General features: G+C 55.6%; 28 protein-coding genes. 9 read left to right on the forward strand and 19 right to left on the reverse strand.

What is annotated here, in order from left to right; translation table 11 throughout:
- Nucleotides 1–114: 114 nt before the first annotated feature.
- From O0S09_RS00990 to O0S09_RS01005, 4 genes are read right to left on the reverse strand one after another with little or no spacing between them, the layout of a single operon-like run.
- A complete protein-coding gene (locus O0S09_RS00990; RefSeq protein ID WP_268922017.1) occupies nucleotides 115–759 on the reverse strand; it encodes a hypothetical protein in 645 nt (214 codons plus the stop codon).
- Entirely contained in the window at nucleotides 752–1,318 is a 567-nt protein-coding gene (locus tag O0S09_RS00995) for an ATP-binding cassette domain-containing protein (protein ID WP_268922018.1), read from the reverse strand. The genes O0S09_RS00990 and O0S09_RS00995 overlap by 8 nt, the downstream gene beginning before the upstream one ends.
- Entirely contained in the window at nucleotides 1,315–1,914 is a 600-nt protein-coding gene (locus tag O0S09_RS01000; protein WP_268922019.1) for an ABC transporter ATP-binding protein, read from the reverse strand. The genes O0S09_RS00995 and O0S09_RS01000 overlap by 4 nt, the downstream gene beginning before the upstream one ends.
- Nucleotides 1,911–2,441 carry a biotin transporter BioY gene (locus O0S09_RS01005; RefSeq protein ID WP_268922020.1) on the reverse strand — a complete coding sequence of 177 codons (531 nt, stop codon included), beginning with the start codon at nucleotides 2,439–2,441 and terminating at the stop codon, nucleotides 1,911–1,913. The genes O0S09_RS01000 and O0S09_RS01005 overlap by 4 nt, the downstream gene beginning before the upstream one ends.
- 52 nt (nucleotides 2,442–2,493) lie before the next feature.
- Between O0S09_RS01005 and bioB the strand changes: the two genes are divergently transcribed.
- Entirely contained in the window at nucleotides 2,494–3,519 is a 1,026-nt protein-coding gene (bioB, locus tag O0S09_RS01010; RefSeq protein ID WP_268922021.1) for a biotin synthase BioB, read from the forward strand.
- Here bioB and O0S09_RS01015 read toward each other — a convergent pair.
- From O0S09_RS01015 to O0S09_RS01040, 6 genes are all read right to left on the reverse strand, one after another.
- Nucleotides 3,509–4,495 (reverse strand): biotin--[acetyl-CoA-carboxylase] ligase, encoded by a 987-nt coding sequence (locus O0S09_RS01015; RefSeq protein WP_268922022.1) that lies wholly within the window; start codon nucleotides 4,493–4,495, stop codon nucleotides 3,509–3,511. The genes bioB and O0S09_RS01015 overlap by 11 nt on opposite strands.
- A 243-nt stretch (nucleotides 4,496–4,738) precedes the next feature.
- A complete protein-coding gene (locus O0S09_RS01020; protein ID WP_268922023.1) occupies nucleotides 4,739–5,332 on the reverse strand; it encodes a hypothetical protein in 594 nt (197 codons plus the stop codon).
- A complete protein-coding gene (locus O0S09_RS01025) occupies nucleotides 5,329–6,771 on the reverse strand; it encodes an RtcB family protein (RefSeq protein ID WP_277612881.1) in 1,443 nt (480 codons plus the stop codon). Before O0S09_RS01025 ends, O0S09_RS01020 begins: the two co-directional genes overlap by 4 nt.
- Nucleotides 6,772–6,774: 3 nt before the next feature.
- On the reverse strand, nucleotides 6,775–7,188 hold the full coding sequence (locus O0S09_RS01030; protein ID WP_268922024.1) for an archease: 414 nt from the start codon (nucleotides 7,186–7,188) through the stop codon (nucleotides 6,775–6,777).
- Nucleotides 7,178–7,459, reverse strand: coding sequence for a hypothetical protein (locus O0S09_RS01035; RefSeq protein WP_268922025.1), 282 nt, complete (start codon nucleotides 7,457–7,459; stop codon nucleotides 7,178–7,180). The genes O0S09_RS01030 and O0S09_RS01035 overlap by 11 nt, the downstream gene beginning before the upstream one ends.
- Before the next feature lie 43 nt (nucleotides 7,460–7,502).
- Entirely contained in the window at nucleotides 7,503–7,820 is a 318-nt protein-coding gene (locus O0S09_RS01040; RefSeq protein ID WP_268922026.1) for a DUF2551 domain-containing protein, read from the reverse strand.
- 104 nt (nucleotides 7,821–7,924) lie between these two features.
- Between O0S09_RS01040 and O0S09_RS01045 the strand changes: the two genes are divergently transcribed.
- Nucleotides 7,925–8,527: an undecaprenyl diphosphate synthase family protein gene (locus O0S09_RS01045; protein ID WP_268922027.1), complete on the forward strand. Its 603-nt coding sequence runs from the start codon at nucleotides 7,925–7,927 to the stop codon at nucleotides 8,525–8,527.
- Between the two features lie 3 nt (nucleotides 8,528–8,530).
- The gene (locus tag O0S09_RS01050; protein WP_268922028.1) at nucleotides 8,531–9,418 is read left to right on the forward strand and encodes a DUF1848 domain-containing protein; all 888 of its coding nucleotides are present in this window, start codon (nucleotides 8,531–8,533) and stop codon (nucleotides 9,416–9,418) included.
- Here the strand turns inward: O0S09_RS01050 and O0S09_RS01055 are convergent.
- Both O0S09_RS01055 and O0S09_RS01060 read right to left on the reverse strand, forming a co-directional pair.
- Nucleotides 9,411–10,178, reverse strand: coding sequence for an A24 family peptidase C-terminal domain-containing protein (locus tag O0S09_RS01055; protein WP_268922029.1), 768 nt, complete (start codon nucleotides 10,176–10,178; stop codon nucleotides 9,411–9,413). The two genes, O0S09_RS01050 and O0S09_RS01055, sit on opposite strands and share 8 nt — an antisense overlap.
- Before the next feature lie 73 nt (nucleotides 10,179–10,251).
- Nucleotides 10,252–10,629 (reverse strand): carboxymuconolactone decarboxylase family protein, encoded by a 378-nt coding sequence (locus tag O0S09_RS01060; protein ID WP_268922030.1) that lies wholly within the window; start codon nucleotides 10,627–10,629, stop codon nucleotides 10,252–10,254.
- Between the two features lie 112 nt (nucleotides 10,630–10,741).
- Here O0S09_RS01060 and O0S09_RS01065 point away from each other — a divergent pair, with 112 nt between their 5' ends.
- Nucleotides 10,742–11,350, forward strand: coding sequence for a flavodoxin family protein (locus O0S09_RS01065; protein ID WP_268922031.1), 609 nt, complete (start codon nucleotides 10,742–10,744; stop codon nucleotides 11,348–11,350).
- A 7-nt stretch (nucleotides 11,351–11,357) separates the two neighbouring features.
- Here the strand turns inward: O0S09_RS01065 and O0S09_RS01070 are convergent, their stop codons facing one another.
- The 4 genes from O0S09_RS01070 to lysS are packed head-to-tail and all read right to left on the reverse strand — an operon-like array spanning nucleotide 11,358 to nucleotide 15,477.
- On the reverse strand, nucleotides 11,358–12,161 hold the full coding sequence (locus O0S09_RS01070) for a hypothetical protein (RefSeq protein WP_268922032.1): 804 nt from the start codon (nucleotides 12,159–12,161) through the stop codon (nucleotides 11,358–11,360).
- 30 nt (nucleotides 12,162–12,191) lie between these two features.
- Complete coding sequence (gene uppS, locus O0S09_RS01075) at nucleotides 12,192–12,962, reverse strand: polyprenyl diphosphate synthase (RefSeq protein ID WP_268922033.1); 771 nt, start codon at nucleotides 12,960–12,962, stop codon at nucleotides 12,192–12,194.
- Nucleotides 12,959–13,969: a radical SAM protein gene (locus O0S09_RS01080; protein WP_268922120.1), complete on the reverse strand. Its 1,011-nt coding sequence runs from the start codon at nucleotides 13,967–13,969 to the stop codon at nucleotides 12,959–12,961. Before O0S09_RS01080 ends, uppS begins: the two co-directional genes overlap by 4 nt.
- A gap of 2 nt (nucleotides 13,970–13,971) precedes the next feature.
- Nucleotides 13,972–15,477 carry a lysine--tRNA ligase gene (lysS, locus tag O0S09_RS01085; protein WP_268922034.1) on the reverse strand — a complete coding sequence of 502 codons (1,506 nt, stop codon included), beginning with the start codon at nucleotides 15,475–15,477 and terminating at the stop codon, nucleotides 13,972–13,974.
- Between the two features lie 130 nt (nucleotides 15,478–15,607).
- Between lysS and O0S09_RS01090 the strand changes: the two genes are divergently transcribed.
- Nucleotides 15,608–16,066, forward strand: coding sequence for a methylated-DNA--[protein]-cysteine S-methyltransferase (locus O0S09_RS01090; protein ID WP_268922035.1), 459 nt, complete (start codon nucleotides 15,608–15,610; stop codon nucleotides 16,064–16,066).
- A gap of 11 nt (nucleotides 16,067–16,077) precedes the next feature.
- On the opposite strand, the gene cofH is transcribed toward O0S09_RS01090, so the two are convergent.
- Entirely contained in the window at nucleotides 16,078–17,190 is a 1,113-nt protein-coding gene (gene cofH / locus O0S09_RS01095; protein WP_268922036.1) for a 5-amino-6-(D-ribitylamino)uracil--L-tyrosine 4-hydroxyphenyl transferase CofH, read from the reverse strand.
- A complete protein-coding gene (locus O0S09_RS01100) occupies nucleotides 17,187–17,906 on the reverse strand; it encodes a signal peptidase I (RefSeq protein WP_268922037.1) in 720 nt (239 codons plus the stop codon). Before O0S09_RS01100 ends, cofH begins: the two co-directional genes overlap by 4 nt.
- Nucleotides 17,907–18,100: 194 nt before the next feature.
- Here O0S09_RS01100 and O0S09_RS01105 point away from each other — a divergent pair, with 194 nt between their 5' ends.
- From O0S09_RS01105 to O0S09_RS01120, 4 genes are read left to right on the forward strand one after another with little or no spacing between them, the layout of a single operon-like run.
- Nucleotides 18,101–18,598 carry an RNA-binding protein gene (locus tag O0S09_RS01105; protein ID WP_268922038.1) on the forward strand — a complete coding sequence of 166 codons (498 nt, stop codon included), beginning with the start codon at nucleotides 18,101–18,103 and terminating at the stop codon, nucleotides 18,596–18,598.
- A 51-nt stretch (nucleotides 18,599–18,649) separates the two neighbouring features.
- Complete coding sequence (locus O0S09_RS01110) at nucleotides 18,650–19,024, forward strand: cell division protein SepF (RefSeq protein ID WP_268922039.1); 375 nt, start codon at nucleotides 18,650–18,652, stop codon at nucleotides 19,022–19,024.
- A gap of 5 nt (nucleotides 19,025–19,029) precedes the next feature.
- Nucleotides 19,030–19,584, forward strand: coding sequence for a ZPR1 zinc finger domain-containing protein (locus tag O0S09_RS01115; RefSeq protein WP_268922040.1), 555 nt, complete (start codon nucleotides 19,030–19,032; stop codon nucleotides 19,582–19,584).
- A 14-nt stretch (nucleotides 19,585–19,598) separates the two neighbouring features.
- Nucleotides 19,599–21,017: a small ribosomal subunit Rsm22 family protein gene (locus O0S09_RS01120; RefSeq protein ID WP_268922041.1), complete on the forward strand. Its 1,419-nt coding sequence runs from the start codon at nucleotides 19,599–19,601 to the stop codon at nucleotides 21,015–21,017.
- Nucleotides 21,018–21,294: 277 nt separating this feature from the next.
- Here the strand turns inward: O0S09_RS01120 and O0S09_RS01125 are convergent, their stop codons facing one another.
- On the reverse strand, nucleotides 21,295–22,509 hold the full coding sequence (locus O0S09_RS01125; RefSeq protein WP_268922042.1) for a hypothetical protein: 1,215 nt from the start codon (nucleotides 22,507–22,509) through the stop codon (nucleotides 21,295–21,297).
- Nucleotides 22,510–22,511 lie beyond the last annotated feature (2 nt).

A 22,511-nucleotide genomic window follows, 5' to 3' on the forward strand; every position in this document is an offset into this window, starting at 1 on the left:
TCATGAGTGCAGCTTATCTAAACCTATACTGTTTTGGAATGAAAAGATAAAAAAGTAGTCCTGATTGATCCGCCCGGTTTTGTCGCATTCAAAAAAATATTATAGAAGAGGATGCTACGCGAGGATTGCCGCAAGGAAACCGGCCGCAGCGCAAACTCCTGCGCAGCAGAGCAGCACAAGATCGGTGCCGGACGGGGCAAAGGCCGGGACATAGGTTCCCCCTCCCCGGTATCCCCGGCGTGCGAGATGTGCGCCGGTATGGTTTGCACGGGCAAGTGAGAGGAGGAGCAGTCCCGTTGCAAGCGGCGGCAGGGTTGCAACGGAGAGTTTCTGTCCTTTGATGCGCAGGGCATGTTTCATGTGGGCGAGGTCATCTGCAATGCCTGTAAGAAACTGCCGGGAGAGTTCTGCGGCAAGGCCGAGATCGAATCCGGTTTTTCTGCCGAGTGCCCATACTCCGAGGTCAAGGAACTCGCCGGGTTTTTGTGCGGCGCCGAACCAGAATGCGAAAGCGAGCATGACCAGGATCTTTGCGGCATAGATTCCTCCCTCACCTCCGGTGAGGGAGAGGATGAGTCCCGGAAATCCTGCGGCAAGGATTGTCACCGGCACAAAAAGTTTCCACGAGACGCGGGCAAATGTTTCCTTTGCGCAGAAAACTATCCAGCAGACCGCCGCAAAGAGTGTCCCAAGACCTCCGGAGAATGCAGCGAGCGAGAGAAGGATTACGACCGCAAGACGGATGCGCACGTCACTCATGCTGAAGCTCTCCATTCCTGATTGTCCAGTGGTCTGCTGCTGCCGGAACACCTTCGGTTTCATGGGAGAAGACGAGGGTGATGCCGGAACGCTGTTCCAGAAGTCTGGTGAGAACCGGCTTTGCGCATTGGTCCAGGGAGGCGTACGGTTCGTCAAGTATCAGGAGATCACTTTCGCGTGCAAGAATGCAGGCGAGCTCCAGCCGCCGCAGTTCGCCGCGGGACAGGGTGAAGGGATCGCGGTTGGAGGGCGTGACGTTCAGATGCGCAAACGTCTCCTCATTTCCGGTGATGTTCCAGGAAGCGATCTCCCCGGTCACCGTGGTACCGGTTATCTGATACTCGGGGAACTGCATCAGAAGAAGCGGAGTTCCGCTGCATCCCTCATACCGGATCTTCCCCGCGTCCGGGGTGAGAAGACCTGCGGCAGCGAGTGCGAGCGTGGACTTGCCGGTACCGATCCGTCCGGATATGAGATGAACGCCGCGGGAGAACACTGCATCTGCGGCAAGAGTGAATGCATCCCGCCGGAACCGGACTGCATCGAAGACGAGGTTCACGTCTGCTCCACCAGCCCGTGTGCAAGCACAAGTTTTTGATCCGCGTTCTCCCGGATTCTGCGGGAGTGCGTGCTCCACACCACATGCGGACAGCCGGAGTCCCGGATTTTCCAAAACAGTTCGCCGGCGGTTTCCGGATCAAGATGCGAGTCCGGTTCATCCAGAACGAGCAGCACCGGATCTGCGGCGAGTGCTGTTGCGACTCCGACAAGCATCTTCTCGCCGCCGGAGAGTGTCCGGCACTCCCGGTTCAGCAGATGCGTGATGCCGAACCGGCCTGCGACTTCAGCGACGCGGGCCGCGACCGCGGCCGGTTCGCGGTACGCGAACCGCAGAGGCGATGCGATCTCATCGTGCACCACCGAAAAGATCAGATGCCGGTCGGGAAACTCGGAGACACAGCCGACTTCACACTCGCGGGGAGGTACCCCGTCTATGATGATTGTTCCGGACTCCGGCAGAACCATGCCTGCAAGAGCGCGGAGCAGCGTGGTCTTTCCCGCTCCGTTGTCTCCGGTCACCGCCGTAATCCCCTGCGGGATGGTGAGGTGCGGGATATCCAGAATCCCGCATCTGAGACTGGTAACGGATATCACAGAAGCTCCGTTCCGGCTCTGCGCAGCCGGAGAACAATTGCCTCGATGACCGCGGATTTGATGACGTCCCCGATCACAAACGGAACAACACAGGCAAGAACTGCGGCGGCGAATGACGCACCGGTTGAGATCATGAACCATCCCGCAGCAAAGGCATAGGCTCCGACTCCGAACGCCGCAAGCGCGAGGATGTCAAACCGCACGGATTGTTTTTCGAACAGCAGTCCGGCAATACCGGCCATGACCACAAATCCGATCAGAAACCCGCCCGTCGGTCCGAGAAGAATACCGATTCCCGCTGTTCCGTTGTGGAAGATCGGCAGTCCGAGTGTTCCAAGCAGCACATACAGCCCGACCGGAATCACCGCATACCGTTTCATCACGGCTGCGGCAAGCAGCATGAAAAAATTCTGCATCGTAAACGGAATCATCAGAACCGGTACGGAAATCCATCCCCCGACCGCAATGAGGGCTACAAAGATCGCTGATGCGGCGAGTAGTCGCGCCCGTTTTTCATCCCCATACATAATTGTAAACTATTTATTTCTCACTGGTAAACAATAAGGATGCTGGTTGGGAATGGAACTGATAACGGCATGCAAAGAAAAAGTCCTCAAAGGCACCATGCTGACGCGGGACGAAGCTCTGCTTCTTGCAGGGGAAGATACGGATACACTTGCCGCCGCGGCAGATGAGATACGCAGACAGTTCTGCGGAAACTCATTTGATCTCTGTACCATCCTCAGCGGAAAAAGCGGCGGATGCACCGAGGACTGTATCTACTGTGCCCAGTCGATGCATCACGCAGCTGCGATCATTCCATCTCCGGTCACAGACATCAGCCGGCATCTTCCGCTTATCGCTGAAAATTATTCTGCGGGTGCAGTCCGCTGCGGGATTGTTACCGCCGGGAGAACGCTGACCGATGAGGAACTCACCCTCCTGGGGAAACAGTACCGCCTGATCCATCAGGCATGCGGGATCCCATTCTGTGCTTCGCACGGTCTGTTAACGGAGCAGCAGCTTCTGTATCTCAAAGATGCCGGTGTTGTCCGGTATCATGCGAATCTGGAAACATCCCGCCGTTATTTTCCCCGGATCTGTACGACCCACACCTACGATGACAAGATTGCGGTGATCAAAGCGGCGCAGCGTGCCGGTCTTGCGGTATGCAGCGGCGGTATCTTCGGTATCGGCGAGACAATGGCGGATCGTATCGATATGGCGCTGGAACTCCGGGAACTTGGCATCAGATCGATCCCGATCAATATTCTCAATCCCATCCCCGAAACCCCGCTTGCGGATGCTGTCCCCCTTTCCCTTTCCGAGGTGAAGCGGATCGTTGCCCTTTACCGGTTTCTTCTGCCGGATGCGGTCATCCGGCTTGCGGGGGGACGCGGGCTGATGCCGGACCGCGGGCGTGAGCTGTTTTTGTCCGGTGCAAATGCTGCAATCTCCGGAGATATGCTGACGACCGCGGGTGTTTCACTGCGGGATGATCAGGAAATGATCCGCGACTCGGTTTTGTTTTGGAAACGGGTCGTGCGTGATGTATGGGTGGATGAAAAAAGGAACGCACGAAAAAAGAATGTGGTCAGAGCATGAAGCAGTCGCCGGCAATCACGCGTTCGACCTCGCCGCCGTCGCGATGTACCAGCAGTGCCCCGTGCTCATCGATATCGATTGCCTCGCCTTCGAAACTTTCCTTCATTGTCCGGATGCGGACGCGGCGGTGCAGGGTGTAGGACAGGCTGCGCCATTCGCGGAACAGCGGTTCTGTCTCGCCCATCAGCACCATCTGATACCGGCGCTCAAACTCTTTGAGGAACTTTGCGAAGAACTGCGCCCGCTCCACCTCGTGACCGAGTTCGTCGGAGATGGAGGTGACAAGCTTTGAGATGTTCGGCATCGTCCGCTCAACCGAGACGTTCACATCGATGCCGACACCGATCAGACAGTACCGGAGAATATCTTCGTCCGCCGAGAGCTCAAGGGTCATACCTGCAACTTTTTTGTCGCCGATGAATACATCATTCGGCCACTTGATCAGAGCCGAGAGTCCGAACTCATGGCGGATTGCCCGGGCAAGGGCAAGGGATCCTGCCATCATGATACTGAAGGTCTGATCGACGTTGAGCTTTGGCATGACCACAATTGTTGCCCAGATGCCGCCTTCCGGACTCATCCAGACACGGTTCATCCTGCCGATACCGCCGGTCTGCTGTTCTGCGATCAGCACGGTTCCCGGCTGGACTTCGTCGCCGACCTCGTGCAGCATCTGGCGGGCGAGCGCATTTGTGGAGGGAACCTGCTCAAAGTGGTGCATCTCCTGACCGATGGTCTGCGTCTTGAGGAATCGTTTGACTTCGTAGGGAAGCAGAAGCCAGGTCCGTTTCTGGAGTGCGTAACCTGTCTTCGGTGACGCATCAATGCAGTATCCTACCTCCCGGAGCAGGTTCACATATTTCCATACGGCGGTACGGGTAATCCCAAGGCGTTCGCTGATAACCTCTCCGGACACCGGTTTGCCGATGCCTGCCTCGTCAAGGATTCGCAGAACATCAAATATTGTCTGTGTCATGACCACTCCGTCCCGGATTTTTTGTCCGGAACATCTATACCTTCAATCTTCGGCATAGAGCATGAAGAAGATTTCGCTCAGAGAAGCTTTCCTGCAAAAGTTTTGCATGCATCCCGTCGGGCATGATCCAATATTTTCCGCATACAACTGCTTTGACTTTGGTTTTTTGAAATAACTGCGGAACACAATGGAGTTCCACTGAAAAATGTGATCACACTTCCGATGAAAACAAATGAAAAAAAGTCAGAACCGGACCTCCGCATCAGCAGAACCGAACTGTTTCAGAAACGCATCGGACGGATACTCATGCGTACTTGCAAGCAGAAGCGTCCCTTTCCCGACGGAGCACTCAACAAACACCGGAAACCCGTTCTCCGCAACCGCAATCGGTTTTCCCGGGTACTGCACAAACCAGCCGTCGGTTGCAAATTTTTCCGTATCATACCCGTCGAAGAGTGATTTCCACGGAGACGATGCGTCAATCTCAAGTGTATGCTCGGCAAATTCGAAGTGGTACTCCGCCTCAACCGGCAGCCAGTCGTAGGGGTTGCCGGGATGTGCCGGATCTGCCGCTCCGTACACAAACAGACGTCCGCCCTCCTCAAGATACTCCTCGATACGATCAGAAACGGCCCGAAGTGCCGGAAGCATCTTTGAGTACTGGAGATTCCCAAAACCGGTCGGGATAATAACTCCCGTATACCGGCCTTTGTAAAACGGCGCGGCAAGCATCAGAGGCGTCACCGCCTCGCAGTAGCCGCACGCATCCTCAACCAGCCGGTGGAACATCATTTTGCTGTCCCAGAAGACTGCGATATGATTGTAGGTTTCTGTCATCCTTTAATCACCCCGAGCGGCCGGAACCGGGCCACAATCCGGGAAATTCCTGCATCATGCACCACCTGCACCACCTCACTGCTCGGCTTGTACACATCGGGTGCCTCTTCTGCAATTGCCGCAGCATTCGGGGCGCGGACAATAATGCCGCGTTTCGCAAGATCCTCGGCAACCGCCGCACCGGTCAGGCTCCGCTTCGCAGATGATCTGCTCTGCACTCTTCCTGCCCCGTGACAGGTACTGCCGAACGTCCGCTCCATTGCAGTCGTCGTTCCTGCAAGCAGATATGACGACGTTCCCATGCTGCCCGGAATAATCACCGGCTGTCCTGCATCCCGGAACTCCTGCACAATCTCGGAACGGCCCGGGCCGAAGGCGCGGGTCGCCCCTTTGCGGTGGACGCAGACGCGGCGGCGGCCTGCCGCCGCATCTGCGGTCTCGTGTTCTTCCCACTTCGCCACATTGTGGGCAACATCATACACGAGCGGCATCTCCTCATAGGCGATACCGAACCTCTTCACAAACAGTTCGCGCACCAGATGTGTAATGATCTGGCGGTTCGCCCAGGCATAGTTTGCAGAAGCCGCCATCGCCCCAAAGTACGCCTCGCCTTCCGGCGAGTGCAGGGGAGCACAGGCAAGCTGCCGGTCCGGCAGATCGATGCCGTACTTCTTCACCGCCTCTTCCAGCACCTTCAGGTGATCCGTACAGACCTGATGACCGAGTCCCCGCGACCCGCAGTGGATCATCACGCATATCTGGCCTTCGGCAACCCCGAAGGTCTTCGCGGTTGCAGGGTCGGGGATCTCATCGATCGCCTGCACCTCAAGGAAGTGGTTGCCGGACCCGAGCGTCCCGCACTGGGGAATTCCCCGTGCCCGGGCTTTTTTACTGACGAACTCAAGCTCCGCTCCGGGCATCGCGCCGTTTTCTTCACACCGGCGGACATCTCCTTCCATACCGTACCCCAGCTCCACCGCATTCGCCGCGCCGTCCGTAAGCACATTGGAAAGATCATTCTGGCTGAGACGCACCGGACTTTTTGAGCCGACCCCGGTTGGAACCGTTGCAAACAGATCCTCAATGAGTCCTTTCATATCGGGAATATCCGTCACGGTCAGCGGCGTTGTGATCATCCGGACCCCGCAGTTAATGTCAAACCCGACACCGCCCGGAGAAATTACTCCCTCCTCCTCATCAAACGCAGCAACTCCGCCGATGGGAAACCCGTATCCCCAGTGAATGTCGGGCATGCCAAGCGAACAGCGGAGGATGCCGGGCAGTGTTGCAACGTTTGCAAGCTGGGTCAGCGCGCCCTCCTCAAGTCCCTCGGCAAGCCGGCGCGAGAGGAAAAACGTTCCCGGAACCCGCATGCCCGGGACAAATCCCTGGGGGATCTCCCACTCGGTATCTGAAATATTTCGTATCTGATCGTTCATGGTTTAGATATCAAAGATGATGATGAGTTCATAGCCCGCGGCGGTTTTTGTAAACGAAATGCCGGAGTAGGAGATACCTTTCACGCCGATACCCCCTGCGTGTTTTGTTCGATCGAACAACACACCTGACACGGTCCCGCAGACGGCACAGCCGTCTGCGGCAAGATCAAAGGAGACCGGCACCAGATACTCTGTCTCGGTAAGAAACAGCAGCTCCGACAGAAAGTTCACAACTCCTTCCTCGGCATCCTTTCCCCCGGCTTCGATAGGGAAGGACACGGTTGCCGCATCTCTCTGATACTTTCCGTACAACGTCTCCGCAAGCGCAAATCCGCTCTCGGCAAACAGTTCCGGAAGTGTCGGTGCGGTAATCCTCATCCGCACATCGGCGGTGTGTTCAAGTTCCTCAAAGGTCATCGTTTTCGGTGTACAGAATCCGTGGAACAAGCTGCATATTGATCTCCGTAATCCAGGGAAGCTGATACTGGGAGACGTAGATCACATGACTTCCTGCCTTGATGGGAATGTCACTTTGTTTCGCCGGTTTGATTTTGACCGGCATCAGAACCGGACCACTGCACGAGGTGCTGATCCGGAAATCCCCGCCGCGTTTGTCCATGTAGGTGATCACGTCGTCCGTGACCGTAACGGGAGAAAGAGGACGGGGTCCGTCCTGTTGCATATCCATTCCTTATTAGTTAGGCTCGCCCCGCAAAAAAGGTAAGGGAAGGCTAGACCGCTGTCGCGATCGCCTGCTCAATTACATCAACATACTGTTCTTTGACTTCGTATACCCCAGTTGTTCCATCGGGGCTGCGGCGTGTAGAGAGAATTCCGAGTTTGGAAGCGATTGTGCCAACCATCGACGCGATCGAGTGGTAGCTGACACTGAATTTCTCCGCCAGTTTCTCGTGAATCTGCGCGACCGTCAGTGACTTTGCACGGACAAACAGGCTGAGCAGTTCTTTGCGGATTCCTGATTTGTCCCGGGCAAGATACTTTCGAAGCCGGTTCTCTATCTCTTTTCGCAGGTCAGAAGGAGATAGCATATTTCTTAATTTATTTTGAATATATAAATATGTATCGTTAAATCCGGAAATTTTCCGGAAAAAGAGCGGATTCATATGTTCTGAAATGCAAAAGGTGTACAGCGATGCTCTACCCGCTGTATGAATATCTTATCCAGCGGAAACTGGACGCGGGTCTGTTTCCGGGAGAACTCTGTTTCATGCTCAGCGAAGCGGATCTTCTTGCAGATCCCGGACGGGTGGAGACGGTTGTGGGCTGGTGCATGGAGTTTCCCGCAATCAAACGAATTATTTTTCACATAGCCTCAAAGGATCCCGCAGCGCTTGAGGGAGTGATGCCGTCTCTGGAGTCTCTTGGCGACGCAGTGTCGGTGCGCCTGAGTATGCCGTCGGGAGAGGTCATCTCCGGTGCGGGGATGCCTGAAATTCTGATTGTGCTTGGACGCAGCGGGCGCGAGGAGATCACGGGAGCAATTGCCGCGATCGCGAAGGAGGGAATTGATCCGGAGACGATTACGGAGGAGACGATCGAGTCGCATCTTTTGTATCAGGTGAATCCCGACTTTGTGATCAAAACGGGAGGCAGTCATCTGACGGATTTTCTGATCTGGCAGTCGGTGTACTCCGAACTGTTTTTTACGGACGTCAATTGGTGCAGGTTCCGGCGGCTGGATCTGCTGCGGGCTCTCCGCGATTATCAGTCGCGGGTCCGCCGTTACGGGACGTAACCGATGATCATCTCTGCCTCACGGCGTACGGATATTCCTGCCTTTTTTGCGGAGTGGTTCTGCAACCGCATCAGAGCAGGGTTCTGTTACGTCCGCAATCCCTACTCGCAGAAGATCACGCGTGTGTCTCTGGCGCGTGGGGATGCGGATGTGATCGTGTTCTGGACAAAGAATGCGGCACCGATGATGGAAAAACTTTCTGCGATTGATGCATCCGGTATCCCGTACTATTTTCAGTACGCCGTAACACCGTACGGTTCGGATGTGGAGCCTGGCCTGAAGAAGCGCGGCTGCATCGAAAATTTTCTTGAGCTGTCGGAAGTCCTGGGAAAAGATCGCATGCTGTGGCGCTACGATCCGATCCTCATTACGGAAAACTATCCGGTGGAGTTCCATGCGGAGGCGTTTGCGCAGTTGTGCGAAATATTTTCGGACGCAGCCTGCCGGTGCACGATCAGTTTTGTGGATGCGTATCGTGCTTCACCCTATCGTCCGTGTACGGTTCCCGAGATGGAGCGCCTCGCAGAAATTTTTTCTGCGACGGCGAAATGTTTCGGACTGCCGCTCGTCTCCTGCGCAGAAGAGATCGATCTGCGCCGGTTCGGGATTGGTCCTGCGTCGTGCGTGGACAAAACGGTGTGCGAACATCTCTTGGGGCGATCCCTTCCGGTAAAACGGGATAGAAATCAGCGTGCGGCCTGCGGCTGTGCGGAGAGTGTTGATGTCGGGGCGTACGGTACCTGTAACAACGGTTGCCGGTACTGTTACGCCTGCGGCGGCCGGGCCGCCGGGGCGCACGATCCCGCATCCCCTCTGATTGCCGGGTGGCCGACGGAGGAGGAGGAACATACGCTGCGGCGTACCGCCAATCAGACAACGCTGTTCACGTGAGAAGAGACAGAACTGCATCCGGCAGGCTGAGCCCTGCGAGTGCGAGGAGGTAGCCGAGGGTGATCGGGATCATGAAGGGAACGCCGTAGGTGATCCAGACGCTGCCCGCTCGCCGGTAGAGATCCAGCTCTCTGGCGAATTTTTCGGGGGATTCGCGGAGGTTGCGGATCGACAGGGCAGAGTTTTTCTTCAGTGCACGAATGGAGCTTGCGGCGGGAAGGAAGGTCCTTGCGATCGGATCGCCGTCTGTGATCTCCTCTGCGACAAAACCAAAGTACCGGGTAAGGGAATCTCCCGGAACCGGCATACCGGAACATCTGAGCCAGAAGGGTGCTTTTTCTTTGCGGATGGTGTTTCGGATCAGCAGCGCCGCAGGAACGATCAGAGCGATGACGCCTGCGTTGACGAGGGTTGAAAGAGCGAGCGACGGAAAGATCCATGCGGCGAACGGGGTGATCGGAACGGTTGCGGCGAGAAGTATCATGGCTTTTGCATCCGCCCAGCCGAACATTCCTGCTTTTGCAAACAGCCACATCATGACACAGACGATGAGGGAGATTGCAAGAATGCTGACTGCGGCCGCAGCAGGTTCCTGAAACTGCCGGTACCAGAAGTACAGGACTGCAGCTCCGCCGATACCTGCGGCGGGATACCAGGTGACGGTTAAAACGGTACGGGTTCTGAGGTCCTGCCAGGATGCGTAGAGAAATGTCAGGAGAACCGCGGTTGCGGAGACTGCGAGCGGCAGGAGATCATGCATGCTATGTAGTGGGACGGGAAAGGTGATGAAATTTTAGCGGGCAGAGACTTTTCTGGACCTGATAAAAAAGAGGTTATTTGAAGATCTCTGCTGCTTCGGTCTTGCCGTACACATAAGACGGCATGCCGGCAAGCATGAACGCGACACGAAGTGCTTCCTCAACCTCTTCTAAGGTGACACCGAGCTTCTTTGCCCCCTGCATCTGTGCATGCAGTGCATGGTCGTCGCGCATCGCGGCAGCAATTGCGATTGCCATCAGTTTCTTCTGTTTGCGGGAAAGTGCTCCGTCCGCCCAGATGTAGTTGTCCAGTTTGAGGATTGCCTCGTGCATCGACGGGTCGGACTTGGCGAGTCCGCGGAAAAAGACCGGAACATGACCGATGTTTTTCTCAAGTTCTTTCATGCCGCCGGTTTCCTGGTGGCAGCCGCAGGTGTGAGTCTTTTCTGTCATGGATGTATCACTTACCCATATATCAGCCGGTTCTGCTATTAGTTTTTTAGATGATGACAACCACTGGTGTCAACCTGATTTATTATATGGTTCAAACGCATAAATGCAGGTAATGACAAAGAAAGTGCTGGCGCTGTTCGGGAGCAATATCCTTGGGGGGAACACCGACAAACTGCTGAGTGCGGCAGTCAAAGGAGTTGAAGACGCGGGGTGTACGGTTGACCGGATCAATGTGGCACACCTGCATGCCGGCCCCTGCAACCAGACGTACTCCTGCATGATTGAACCCACCTGCGCAATCGAGGATGATATGCAGGATGCCTACCGCAAAATAAAACAGGCGGACGGCATTATCATCGCAACCCCGGTGATGACCTACGGCATTCCGGGTGCGCTCAAATGTTTCATGGATCGCTGCCAGCCGTTCTACATGGCGAAGTACTACCGCAAACAGCCGTTCATCACTCCGGAACATGCGAAGATCCGCCGCACGCTGTTTCTGTGCATCGGGGGAATGAACGCGCCCGATGTGTTTACCGGGCCTGTTCTGACCACAAAGGCGTTCTGTGCGATTGTGGACGCAAAGTACGCGGACGAACTGCTGCAGAACGATATGGATACCATCATCAATCTTGACAATAAACCGGAAGTTCTTGCGGCTGCATACGAAAAAGGAAAAGCGCTTGGTGAACGGATTGTAAAAATGCGGGACGGGGAATAACCTCCCTTTATCCCCTTGGTCCGAACGGCATCCCTGAATTCTGCGTGATGTTCACCGTTTTTCTTGCGACATTCCCTCTCATATCAACGGCAACCACCGAGACATTTGCCGCGCCGGTAATGGTAGGGACAAAAACCGTTGTGACATGATTTGGCAGTGGCGTGGAAACAATGCGGGTTGATCCGTTTTCGTCATAGAAAACACTCTCTACTTCTGCCGACTCCAATCCGTATTTGCTGAAAATTCGCACATCAACCCTGATTGTGTGGGGAACCACATCTCCCCAGTACACATCCCCCTCTTTTGGTGCGAGAAGCTGTATCCGGACAGGATGCTCTGTGTCGTCCGGGGAGAAGGAAACCGTTTCAAACTTCAGCGGAATATCGGCCATATTCAGGGATTCATTCATGAACGGGACGGATCCGTTCAGACCTGCTGCCTTCTTCCACTCCTGATAGATCCGTTCCATCTCTTCATAGGAAGGCGGATGTTCCGCATCCACGTAGAGGATGATGTTGCTCATCGTCTCTGTCCATCCAAGAACCGGACCTTTGGGGTACCATGTCTGGTTCATGAAGGCACGAAGTTCCGCCAGTACCGGATTTTCATGATAGGATTCTGCAAATGAGTGGACCATCCATGTATTTTTCGGAAGAAAACCGAATGACTGGAGGGTCTGGTTTTCCGTCTCCTCCACCGTCGGAGTTGGTGATGCGGTTGTGTTGCTCAAATCATCCGTTCCGATACATCCCGCTGAACAGATCAGGCAGACGATCGCGACCGCCGCAAACACCATACGCCATACAACCATACCTGAGTATGGTTGCCCGGCGTTCTTATATTATGTGATCAATGTCTCGCGCATCCGCTCATCGTAGATGCGCAGCGCGCGCAGCATATCCACATATCGGAACTCCGGCCAGGTCGGCGTGCAGAAACACACCGCCGCCTCGTTGCCGTTCGCCATCCACGGCAGAAAGTTTGAGGTGCGGCGATCGTTTGCCGTTCGGATAATCAAATCCACCGGCGGCATGGCAACTCCCTGGTACATATTCTCCGTTACCAGCTCCGGAGTGATCTGATCCGCGGAGATTTTGCCGGACTGCACTGCGGTGACAATTTTTTTCGCCGTTGTCACGATCTCATTTCTTCCCCCGTAGGCAAGGGCGATGTGAATAAAATAGCGTGAATAATTTTTCGTTGCCGCTTCAACATCCTGAATCGTTTTTTTCAGTTCCTCATCCAGCAGCGACCGATCGCCGATCACCGAGACATTGATCTCGTGCCGGGACACCCGTTCGTCGGTCAGCAGGGCAGAGAACTTTTCCATAAACAGCTGGTGGAGTTCCTCCTTCTCCTCTTCGGGTCGGCGGAAGTTCTCGGTCGAAAACGCAAAAAACGTTACATGACGGATACCCAGTTCTCCCATCCAGTCAAGCACCCTCTCCGTTGTGTCGGCGCCGAGTCTGTGTCCGTATCCCGTATCCTTCCCGCGTGCTCTGGCATACCGCCGGTTGCCGTCCTGAATAATCGCCACATGGTTCGGGATATGGGTGAGACTTCTTCTGAGTCTCTTCGCGTACACATTCTCGGCCACCGACCGGATGCTCACTGCGGGATCACCTCAACGATCATTCCGTCATTCGGATACCGCTCGATGATCTTTCGCTCACCACCGAATTTGCGGGGGACTTTGCGCATCTGCTGCCAGTCAAACTCAATCGTTCCGTCCGGCATCTCCTCATAGTAACTGCCGGCCTTCAGACAGGAGAGGATCATCTCCAGATCGTCTCCGGGATCCATCGATCCGTACATCACCGTCCCGTCGTCGGTGATCATATCAAACGGACGTGCCGAGTTCCGTGCGATCCGTTTCAGCCGTTCGCGGAGCTGCACTGAGTCCTTGAAGGTCGAGGTGCAGTAGTGAACCTTTGGATGGCCGTTGATCTCGCAGGCCCACTTTGTTGACCCCTTGATCGCATTACAGAGCGGATTTTCCGGTTCAAGTTTTCTCGCCCGCATCGCATCCGCACAGGAGTCTCCCCATTCCAGCTGGTTGATGTTGAGAAAGTCCAGACTGTCCAGCAGCGGGAAGAAGTGCCGCAGACCCGGAAGCGACGGCACTTCGATCCCGACGGAGAATCCCATCTTTTTCGCGTTCGCGATTGATGCGGGAAACTTCGAGTCCATGATAGTACTCCACTCCTCATGCGGGGGATGCATCCGGATTTCGTCAACACACGGGGCAAGCGCTGCAAGTTCCTCCTCGGTCGGGGCGTGACCGGTGTAGAGATGAATGTGATGTTCCGGGCCGAAGTGATTCTTCAGGCAGGTGCAGAACTCGACCACTCGGTCGAGTTCAAGCAGCGGCTCGCCGCCGGTAACGCCTGTCCCCAGAGCGTCCATGACCTCTGCTTCGGGGATAGCCTCTTCGGGCTTTGTGATCTTTTCATCGTTTGCGAAGATCACATCCACGTTCTTCCGCTCTTCTGAAAGCGGGCAGTACCAGCAGTCACGGTCACACCGTCCGGTAATGAAGAGGACGAGCTTTGCGCCCTGATAGCAGAGCCTGCATCCTTCGCTGAGATTTTTCGGGAGTTTATCCTTTGCCTTCGCCATTGTCACGCGGCCATTTCGTTCAGCCGGGCAAGCGTTGCCTCGCGGCCGATAGCTTCCAGGAACCAGCCGAGACGCGGACCGCGGTCGGCACCGAGGAAGGCCCGGTACACTGCCGTGAACAGTTCCTTTCCGGTGATGCCGGCACTTGATGCGGCGTCATAGACGGCATTATGCAGGACGTCCGCCTTCCACTCTCCTGCGGAGACTGCGGCGGCGTAAGCGGCAACCGCCGCCTTGACGTTTGTCGGCTCGGCTGCGGCCACTGCCGGAAGAGCGGGCTGGATTGCAAACTTCACGTCGTCTGGGGCATACCGTTCGAGCCACATCTTTGCCCGGTTTGCCTGATCCAGTACCGCGTCCTTGTCCACGATCTCGTAACCGCTGCGTTTGAGGATGTCGAAGATACCGTCATCGGTCTGGGCGATCTGAACGACCGTGACCATGTGACGGAACGGAATCGTGGTCTGCGGGGAGGCGATGACCGAGAGCTCGTACTCGCGTGACTCGCCGGAGGCTGCGGCACGGTCATACTCGTCGATTAACCGGAGCAGACCCATTCCCGGATCAAACGCGATGGTCTTGTCCGGCTTGGTCTTTGCGATCATGAACCGGAGCACTTCGGGCGGGACGATATCGAGCATGTCGCGGATGGTCAGGACGACACCTTTGGAGGAGTGCATCTCGCCGCGGCCTTTCAGGCTGATCCATTCATAGGTCACCGGGATAGGGGCTTCATAGCCGTAGATATCTTTGGTGATGTACCTGCCGGTGTCGTACGATCCTCCGGGGGAGGCATGGTCTTTGCCGAACGGTTCGATGGTGACCCCGTACACCGACCAGCGCATCGGCCAGTCCACACGCCAGACGAGTTTTCCTTCACCTTTGGAGTAGTCGGAGACACCCTCGTGTCCGCAGGAGCACCGGTAGGTTACGGTGTGCTTCTCGGGATCGTGGGAGAGAATGGTTGCCCGGGAGATGATACCGCACTTCTCACAGATCGGATAGTACGGTGTCCACCCCTCCTCAAGTTTGCGGCCGGAGATTTTTTCGAGCGTCTCTTTGATCTCTTCTGCGTGTTCCAAGGCAGCCTTGATCTGTTCGGTGAACATGCCGGAACGGTAGGCTTCACTTGTCCGGATGATGCGTGGGTGAATGTCCAGCTCCTCGATTGCGGAGAGGAAGGGGTCCAGGAAGTGTTCGGCGTAACTTTTGTGCTTGCCGCAGGGGCAGGGGATGTCCGAGACCGGCCATCCGATATATTTCTGGTATGTGTCGGGGAGGAACGGATAGACTTTGCGGAGGGGATCGAAGTCGTCTGCGACATAGACGAGTTCTGCGTCAACACCACGGCTCTTGAGTGCCTTATAGATCATGTCGCCGGTCATGACTTCACGCATGTTTCCAAGGTGGATTGGTCCGGACGGGGTGATTCCGGTGGCAATAAGCTGGTGTCTGTCGGCCGGGACCCGGGAGGCTTTGGCGTCGGCCCAGTGAATTTTTTCGTTCACGCTTGTGTACTCCTCTAAATGTATAATTGATATATATGTGCTCTCAATTCAGATATATCTCTTGATTGCCCGCATCGGAAGAGCGGCATCTTTAAACCGGAACAGGGATACTCTGAATACTATGCGGTACATGTACTACTATCAGACTCCCGTCGGAAAAATCGGTATTGCCGAGGAAAACGGTGCCATAACTAATCTCTGGTTTCCAACTGATTCACTGCCGGTCACCGCTGATCTCTGGGAAACACCTGTTCTCAAACGTGCAGCAAAACAGCTGACCGGATACTTCGCCGGGGGGCGCCATCCTTTCACCGTCCCGCTTGCACCCCAGGGAACCGCGTTCATGCAGAGCGTCTGGGCCGAACTGCGGAAGATTCCCTACGGTGAGACCCGAACCTACGGAGAGATTGCCTGTGCTCTCGGCAAGCCAAACGGTGCCCGGGCGGTCGGCATGGCCAACAACAAAAATCCGGTACCGATTCTGATCCCCTGCCACCGGGTGATCGGTAGGAATGGAAAACTTACCGGTTACCGCGGAGGGCTTGCGGTAAAAGAAAAGCTCCTCACGCTGGAAGGCGTGCTGCGGTAACAAAAAAAGAGTTATTCCAAAATATTGTACAGCGTATCGCGGCGGGCAAGTTGTCTTCCCATGTCTGCACACAGATACTGCATATCCTTTGGGTCGAAGAAGTCCGCCTCCTCTCCGGCACCTGCGGTCCGTGACAGTGAGTCCACAAACATGGTTCCGCCGACATCGTTTCCGCCGGACAGGAGACCGAGCTGTGTCATTTTCTGACCGATCTTCGACCACGGCACCTGAATGTTTTTCATGTTGTCCAGAAACAGCCGGGATACTGCGGTCAGAAGAATGTCCTCACGTCCGGTTGAGCCGTAGGTGACTCTGCCGTTCTTTTCCAGCGGCGTATTGTGATGCAGAAACGCGAGCGGCACGAGTTCCGTGAACACCTGTGTCTCGTCCTGCAGCTCCCGGAGAATCGAGAGATGATGTGCCCGCTCTTCGGGAGTCTCCACCGATCCGTACATGATCGTCGAGGTTGCCTTGAACCCGACCTCATGCGCCTCGCGGATGATCCGCAGCCATTCGCTGGCCGGAATCTTCTTCTCGCAGATAACCTTCCGTACCGAGTCCACTAAAATCTCCGCAGCCGTTCCCTGCACCGATCCAAGTCCCGCCTCTTTTAGACGCATCAGCGTCTCCTTCGTCGTCAGCCCGCTCTGGGATGCCGCAAATGCAATCTCATCCGGGCTGCACCCGTGCACATGGACTCCGGGAATCTCCTCACAGAGCGTCCGGATCATCGTTTCATAGTTCTCAATCGTGAACCCCGGATGAACGCCTGCCAGATAACAGACCTCGGTGACCTCCTTCTTTGCCGCGTCGCGTGCATGTTCGCGGAACTCCTCGTCCGTGAAACAGAATGCATCCGGGTCGGTCGGTTTTCGTCCGAACGCACACAGACCGCAGCGGTTCTTGCAGATGTTGGTCATGTGCAGATTCATGTTGCGGACATAGGTGACGATGTCCCCCACAACCTCCTCGCGGCGTTCGTCGGCTGCCGCCGCAACTTTCCAGATGTCACGGCCGGTCAATCGGAACAGGGATGCTGCCTCCGTCTCGCTCATGCGTGATCCGGCCGCCGCATCGTCAAGAATCCTGTGCAGCTCTGCGTGAGTCAGTCTCGGTGTAGTCATCTTCGTCCACCTTTCTTCTGAGACTTTCTGATTGTTTTTCTGTCTTTTTCTTTCTTGCGGCTGTAGAGTTCCCAGATGATCAGGAGAATGACAACGACTACGGCAACCTCCCAGATGTGCAGCGGGAGGTAGCCGACCAGAGGAATTGCAAACAGTGCCTTTCCGACGATCCATTCTTCTTTTACCGGCTGCATCACGCCGATATGCGAGAAGGTGTTGCCCTGATCAATGGTCGGATTGTGATCGCCTTTGGTGATGTATCCGGCATGCGCCGCGTCACCGGTGAAACCCATCGCTGCTGCGGCTGACGCGTTGATCTCCGTGAGTGCCCGGTGAATGATCGGTGTCACCTTTGCATTGCCGTTCGGCTGGTAGATGATCACATCCCCGTAGCCGTTGAAGGATTTCACTCCGGCTGCCTCCGCTTCGACTGCTGTCATGAGGGGGCCGAACCGGTTCTCTTCCACCACAAAGATCAGATCGCCGACGTTCATGTTCGGCACCATGCTTCCCGACTCGACCGCAACGATCGCCGGCCAGGTTCCTGACACACCGAACAGCACGCCGCCAATCACCGCAACGATGATGACGACCGAGAGAATATCACGGATAAGACTGATCTTTGGATCGTCCGATTTCAGTTTCCTGAGAAGAGAGGTTTTTTGCACATCGTCCGGATCTGCATGACTCCCTGCTTTACTGGTCGCCTTTGACATAATGCTGTATCTAACTAAGTCATCACCGGTATAGAAGTTTCCCGTCATACGGGTGTTGCCCGGAAAGTCCTGATATCCACGATTCGTACGGCAGAGCCCGTGCGAGTCGTGGGATGATCCGAAAATAAAGGTGCAAGCGCCCGTTACGAACTGAACCATTATAGCTCTCGGTAACCAACCGGATAACCACAACAATGGTAGAACTCACGATAAAAAAACGCCACGCGATAAAGAAGAGTCAGCTTTCCTCTCTCATGAAAAAACTGGGGGAGAACATCGGCGGGGATGCCGCTCTCTACGACGCCCCGATGATTGAAATTGCCGAGACCGCCTCCAAGTTCAACATCTATATCATCGACAAAAAACCGCTCATCATGGAACAGGATACCTGGGCGTTCCCGACACTCCGGGGCGCGGTCCTTCGTCCCTTCTCCGGTCGCCGGATCGTTGTCGATATGGGCGCGGTTCCTTACATGATTAACGGCGCAGATGTTATGCGGCCTGGAATTGTTTCCGTAACCGATGATGTCGTTGCGGGAAGTCCTGCTCTTGTTGTGGATGAAAGTCATGATAAACCGCTTGCCGTCGTTATTCCCCTGTATGATGCTGCGGAAATTATTGCGCTGGAGAAGGGAAAAGCCGCAAAGAATATGCATTACATCGGCGACGAGCTCTGGAATCTTGAACTCTGAATCGGGATCATACCAAAGCATTAAATAAACAACAAATAAACTATTTTTCATATGGGATTTCTCGACGGAGTTTTCGGATCAAAGAAGGACACCCTTACTGAAGATGAATACATGAAGCTTGACCTCGCCTCGTATGAGGGAGTTGCAGGTGCCGAGGAACCGGCGGTCATGTACGTGAAGGTTGCAAGCATTGCCGACATCAAGGACTGTCCGCGTGTCAAGGACGAGGTCTATAATAACAATATTGTCATCGTCGATATCACCAAGCTCAAGCTTGACAAGATTATGTTCGACCGTGTGATGGGCGACCTGCGTGCCGTCTCCAAGGATGTGAACGGGGATATCATTGGTCTTGGCGACCAGCGGTACGTCATCATCACCCCGACGGGTGTCCGCATCTCCCGTGAGAAGATCGGAGGCATGTAACCTTAATGCGTCAGATTGTTCCGGGGCCCTGCCCCGACTGCGGCAAAGAGATCGAGTATATTTACGATACGGAAAATATTCCCTATTTTTCCGATATTCTTCTGCTGAGCGGTGTATGTCCGGACTGCGGATTCCGCATCACGGACACGATGGTCTTAAACGATCACGAGCCGTGCCGCTGGGAACTGAAAGTGGAAACTCCCGAGGATCTGGATGCCCGTGTGATTCGCAGTATGCAGGGCGAGATTGATATTCCGGAGTTCGGAGTAAATATTCATCCGGGGCCTGCATGCAGCGGGTTTGTGTCCAACATTGAGGGTGTGCTGATGCGTGCCGAGGATGCGATCCGCCGTGCTCTTCCTTCCTGTGAGGGAGAGGAGATCGCCACTGCAAACGAACTGCTGGAAAAGATCGGGCAGGCACGTGTGTCGGAACTTCCCTTTACGGTGATCATTTCGGATCCGTCCGGGAACTCCGGGATAGTCTCGCCGAAAGCGGTGAAAACAAAGCTTGATGTGGAGCCGCAGCCGGACGGATGTACGATTCATCCTCTGGCATAACCTGTTTTTGTATTATGGATTCTGTATCAAAGCGGCACGTCCTGACGGATGATGAGGGCACGCGTCTGCAAAAACTGATCGAAACCCGTTCCTCTGATCCGCGGCTTGATTCTCTGACTCTTTCCTATATCGAAAAGATTTCCGGAAAGAAATGGATGGACGAGAGTGTTCTGGAAAAGATCCGGATTGCGATCACGGCCCAGAAGGATTCTTACTGGAAGGAGGGTGAGCGCCGTGTGGTGCAGTACAAGGGCGGCTACAGTGTGCTCGGCTATATGGCGTACCAGATGCCCGGATATGTTGCGGAGTTTTCGGAGTTTTTTCTCCGGCTTCTTCGCGAGGGACTGATCCGGGATCATATCCGCATTCTGGATGTGGGTGCGGGTCCGGGTACGGTTGCGGTTGCGGTCGCCCGTGTGCTGGAGCTGTGCGACGGGGTCACGGCGGAAATTGTTTCGCTGGAACGCTCCGAGGTGTTTCGCGAGGCGTATCAGACGATCGTGCCGGCGTTTGTTACAGCCGCAGGTGATCGTGTCACGGTGCCGCGCCCGATCGCTGCCGACATCACGGAGATGATGCCGGAAGGCGAGTTCGATCTTATCGTCTGCTCGAATGTGATAAATGAGCTGGCGGTTTATGGTGATGCAAAAACCGATCTGATGCTGCGGCTTTCGGAGCGTCTTGTGCCGGACGGAAACCTGATTCTGCTTGAACCGGCAGATCTTTCGAACGCGACAATGCTGCGGGATCTTTCCCGCGATCTGAAGCGCCGCGGTCTTACGCTGTATGCGCCGTGCAATGATATCCGGGGCGTGCACTGTACTGTTTCTCCCTGCTGGACGTTTGCAACCTACGCAGACATCCGGCCGACGCGGCTGATGTTTGCGTTAGGCGGTGAGGAGGAAAAGTTCCGGTTCGTGAACACGGACGTGAAGTTTTCGTATGCAATTCTCCGCAAAGATGGTCACCGGCGCTGCGGCTACCGGGTGCCCGCTGCGGCGAAGCGGGCACGGCTTTCCCAGCTGAAGAAACACGCGGGCAAACGTATTCACGTGACCGTGTCGGTGATGTCCGCAGAGATCGGGGATGCGAAGAACTATCTGTATCTCGTCTGCGACGGAACGGGAGATACCCCGACGTATGTTGCGCTTCCTGCGCATCACCGCAATCCCGAACATGAGGCGCTGCTGTCTGCTCCGTACGGGGCGGTGGTTGCGATCGATTCGGTTCTGGTGCGGTTCAATGCGAAACAGAACGCCTACAATCTGCTGATGGGTCCGGAAAGTTTCACGCGGCTGATTGTGGGTGTTGCGGGAGCGTCCGCCCCGGATAAGATTGCGGCGCTGAAGGAGAAGTATGGGCGGGGCAGTGCGATGAAGAACGGCGCCCGTCCTCCGGTTCGCCGGCGAAAGCCGGACGCGAAGAAAAAATAATTTTTTTTGGTGGCCCTGTTGGTGTTCAGTATTTTTGCGTAGGAATACGACAGGGCAATGTTTGCCACTTAGACAGTCCATGAGTTTGGGCAGGGATTTCTATCGAGGAGCTACAGGGTGAGTTCCAGTTCACATAGCAAAGCATATGGTTGTAACCCAATGCTTTTTTGAAAAGCATTGGGTTACCGTATGGTAAATTGGCTTCAATGAAAAATGGAATCCGTGCACTGAAGGAAAAGTATGAATTGATCGGGTCAGTATGTGTTTGATGTTTGGATCACTCAGCAACCTGTATCTCCCAGCTCATCGCCGCCCCGCCGCCGATCGGCTCCAGCGTCACCAGGTACTCGCCTGCCGGCACCGGTGCAGTCACGGACCAGATGTTTACGCCGTCATCACCCGCAGTAACCGGCACGACGCCGGACCATCCGGAAAACTCCTGAACCGATCCCTTCGGCTGAGCCGTGAAGTACGGCTCAATGGAGACGGCCAGCTCCTTTTCGGTGGAGAAAAGAGTTGTACCGGAGAGGGTGATCATCCCGTTCTCCGGAACATACCCGATCGGCTCCGCAGCCGAAACACGGAACAGTCCGGCAAACCATGCCGCGATCTGATCCCAGATACCCGGTTCCGGTGTGGGTTCCGGCGTCGCGACCGTTGTCGGAACAGTCGTCGGAACTGTGGTCAAAACCTCGGTCGGCAACGCCGTAGCTGATGTACCGCCGGAAATTCCTGCACTCATCGAAGGCCGTCCGAGAGTTACCGTATAGGTCGAGTAGGACGCGTCCCGCAGAGAGTACCGGTTCGCCGGCCGGTCCACCGCAAAGATCGTATAGGTTCCCGCATCCAGCCGCCCGGACGTCTGCCACTTGTAGCTCCAGCGTCCGTTGCTCACACTCCGCGACACAAACGTGTCCGGATCATCCGTCACCGCGGCGACCGACGGGTTCGACAGCTTCGCACCGGCTGAAGGAAGGTTTGGCCCGGTCACAAACAGATACACCTTGTTCGTTCCGGGAGCAGCCCCGGAAAGCTCCACTGTCGATCCGATCGCATACCCTCCGGAGGATTGTGTCGGCCTTGGCGTTGAAACTGCCGTCGCACTCACCGAGCCCCGTGTCACCGACACCGACGTCGTGTCCGAACTTGAACCGTCCGAGACCTTGAAACGGAGGGTCGACGGATCGCCGCCGGACGTTGTCGTATACTCCACGCGGGCACGGCCCGAGGAGTCCAGCTTCACCGTTGCGGAGTCTGCCGACCCCGACACATCCGGCTGCCCGGCAAGAAGCTTCAGGTCAGGCCGATCGCCCGACGTCAGCGACAGCGTCACCGTCCCGAGCAGATCACCTCCCGAGATGGAGAGCGTAAAATCATTTCCGGCAATGACACTCGACGTCCCCGACAGACTCAGATCACTTGCCGCAGCAGCCGGGATAAAAACTGCCGCCGCGACAAGAAGGAGAAGAGAAAGTATCTGATATTGTCTCATTA

Source organism: Methanocorpusculum vombati (assembly GCF_026891935.1).
Taxonomy (GTDB): Archaea; Halobacteriota; Methanomicrobia; order Methanomicrobiales; family Methanocorpusculaceae; genus Methanocorpusculum; species Methanocorpusculum vombati.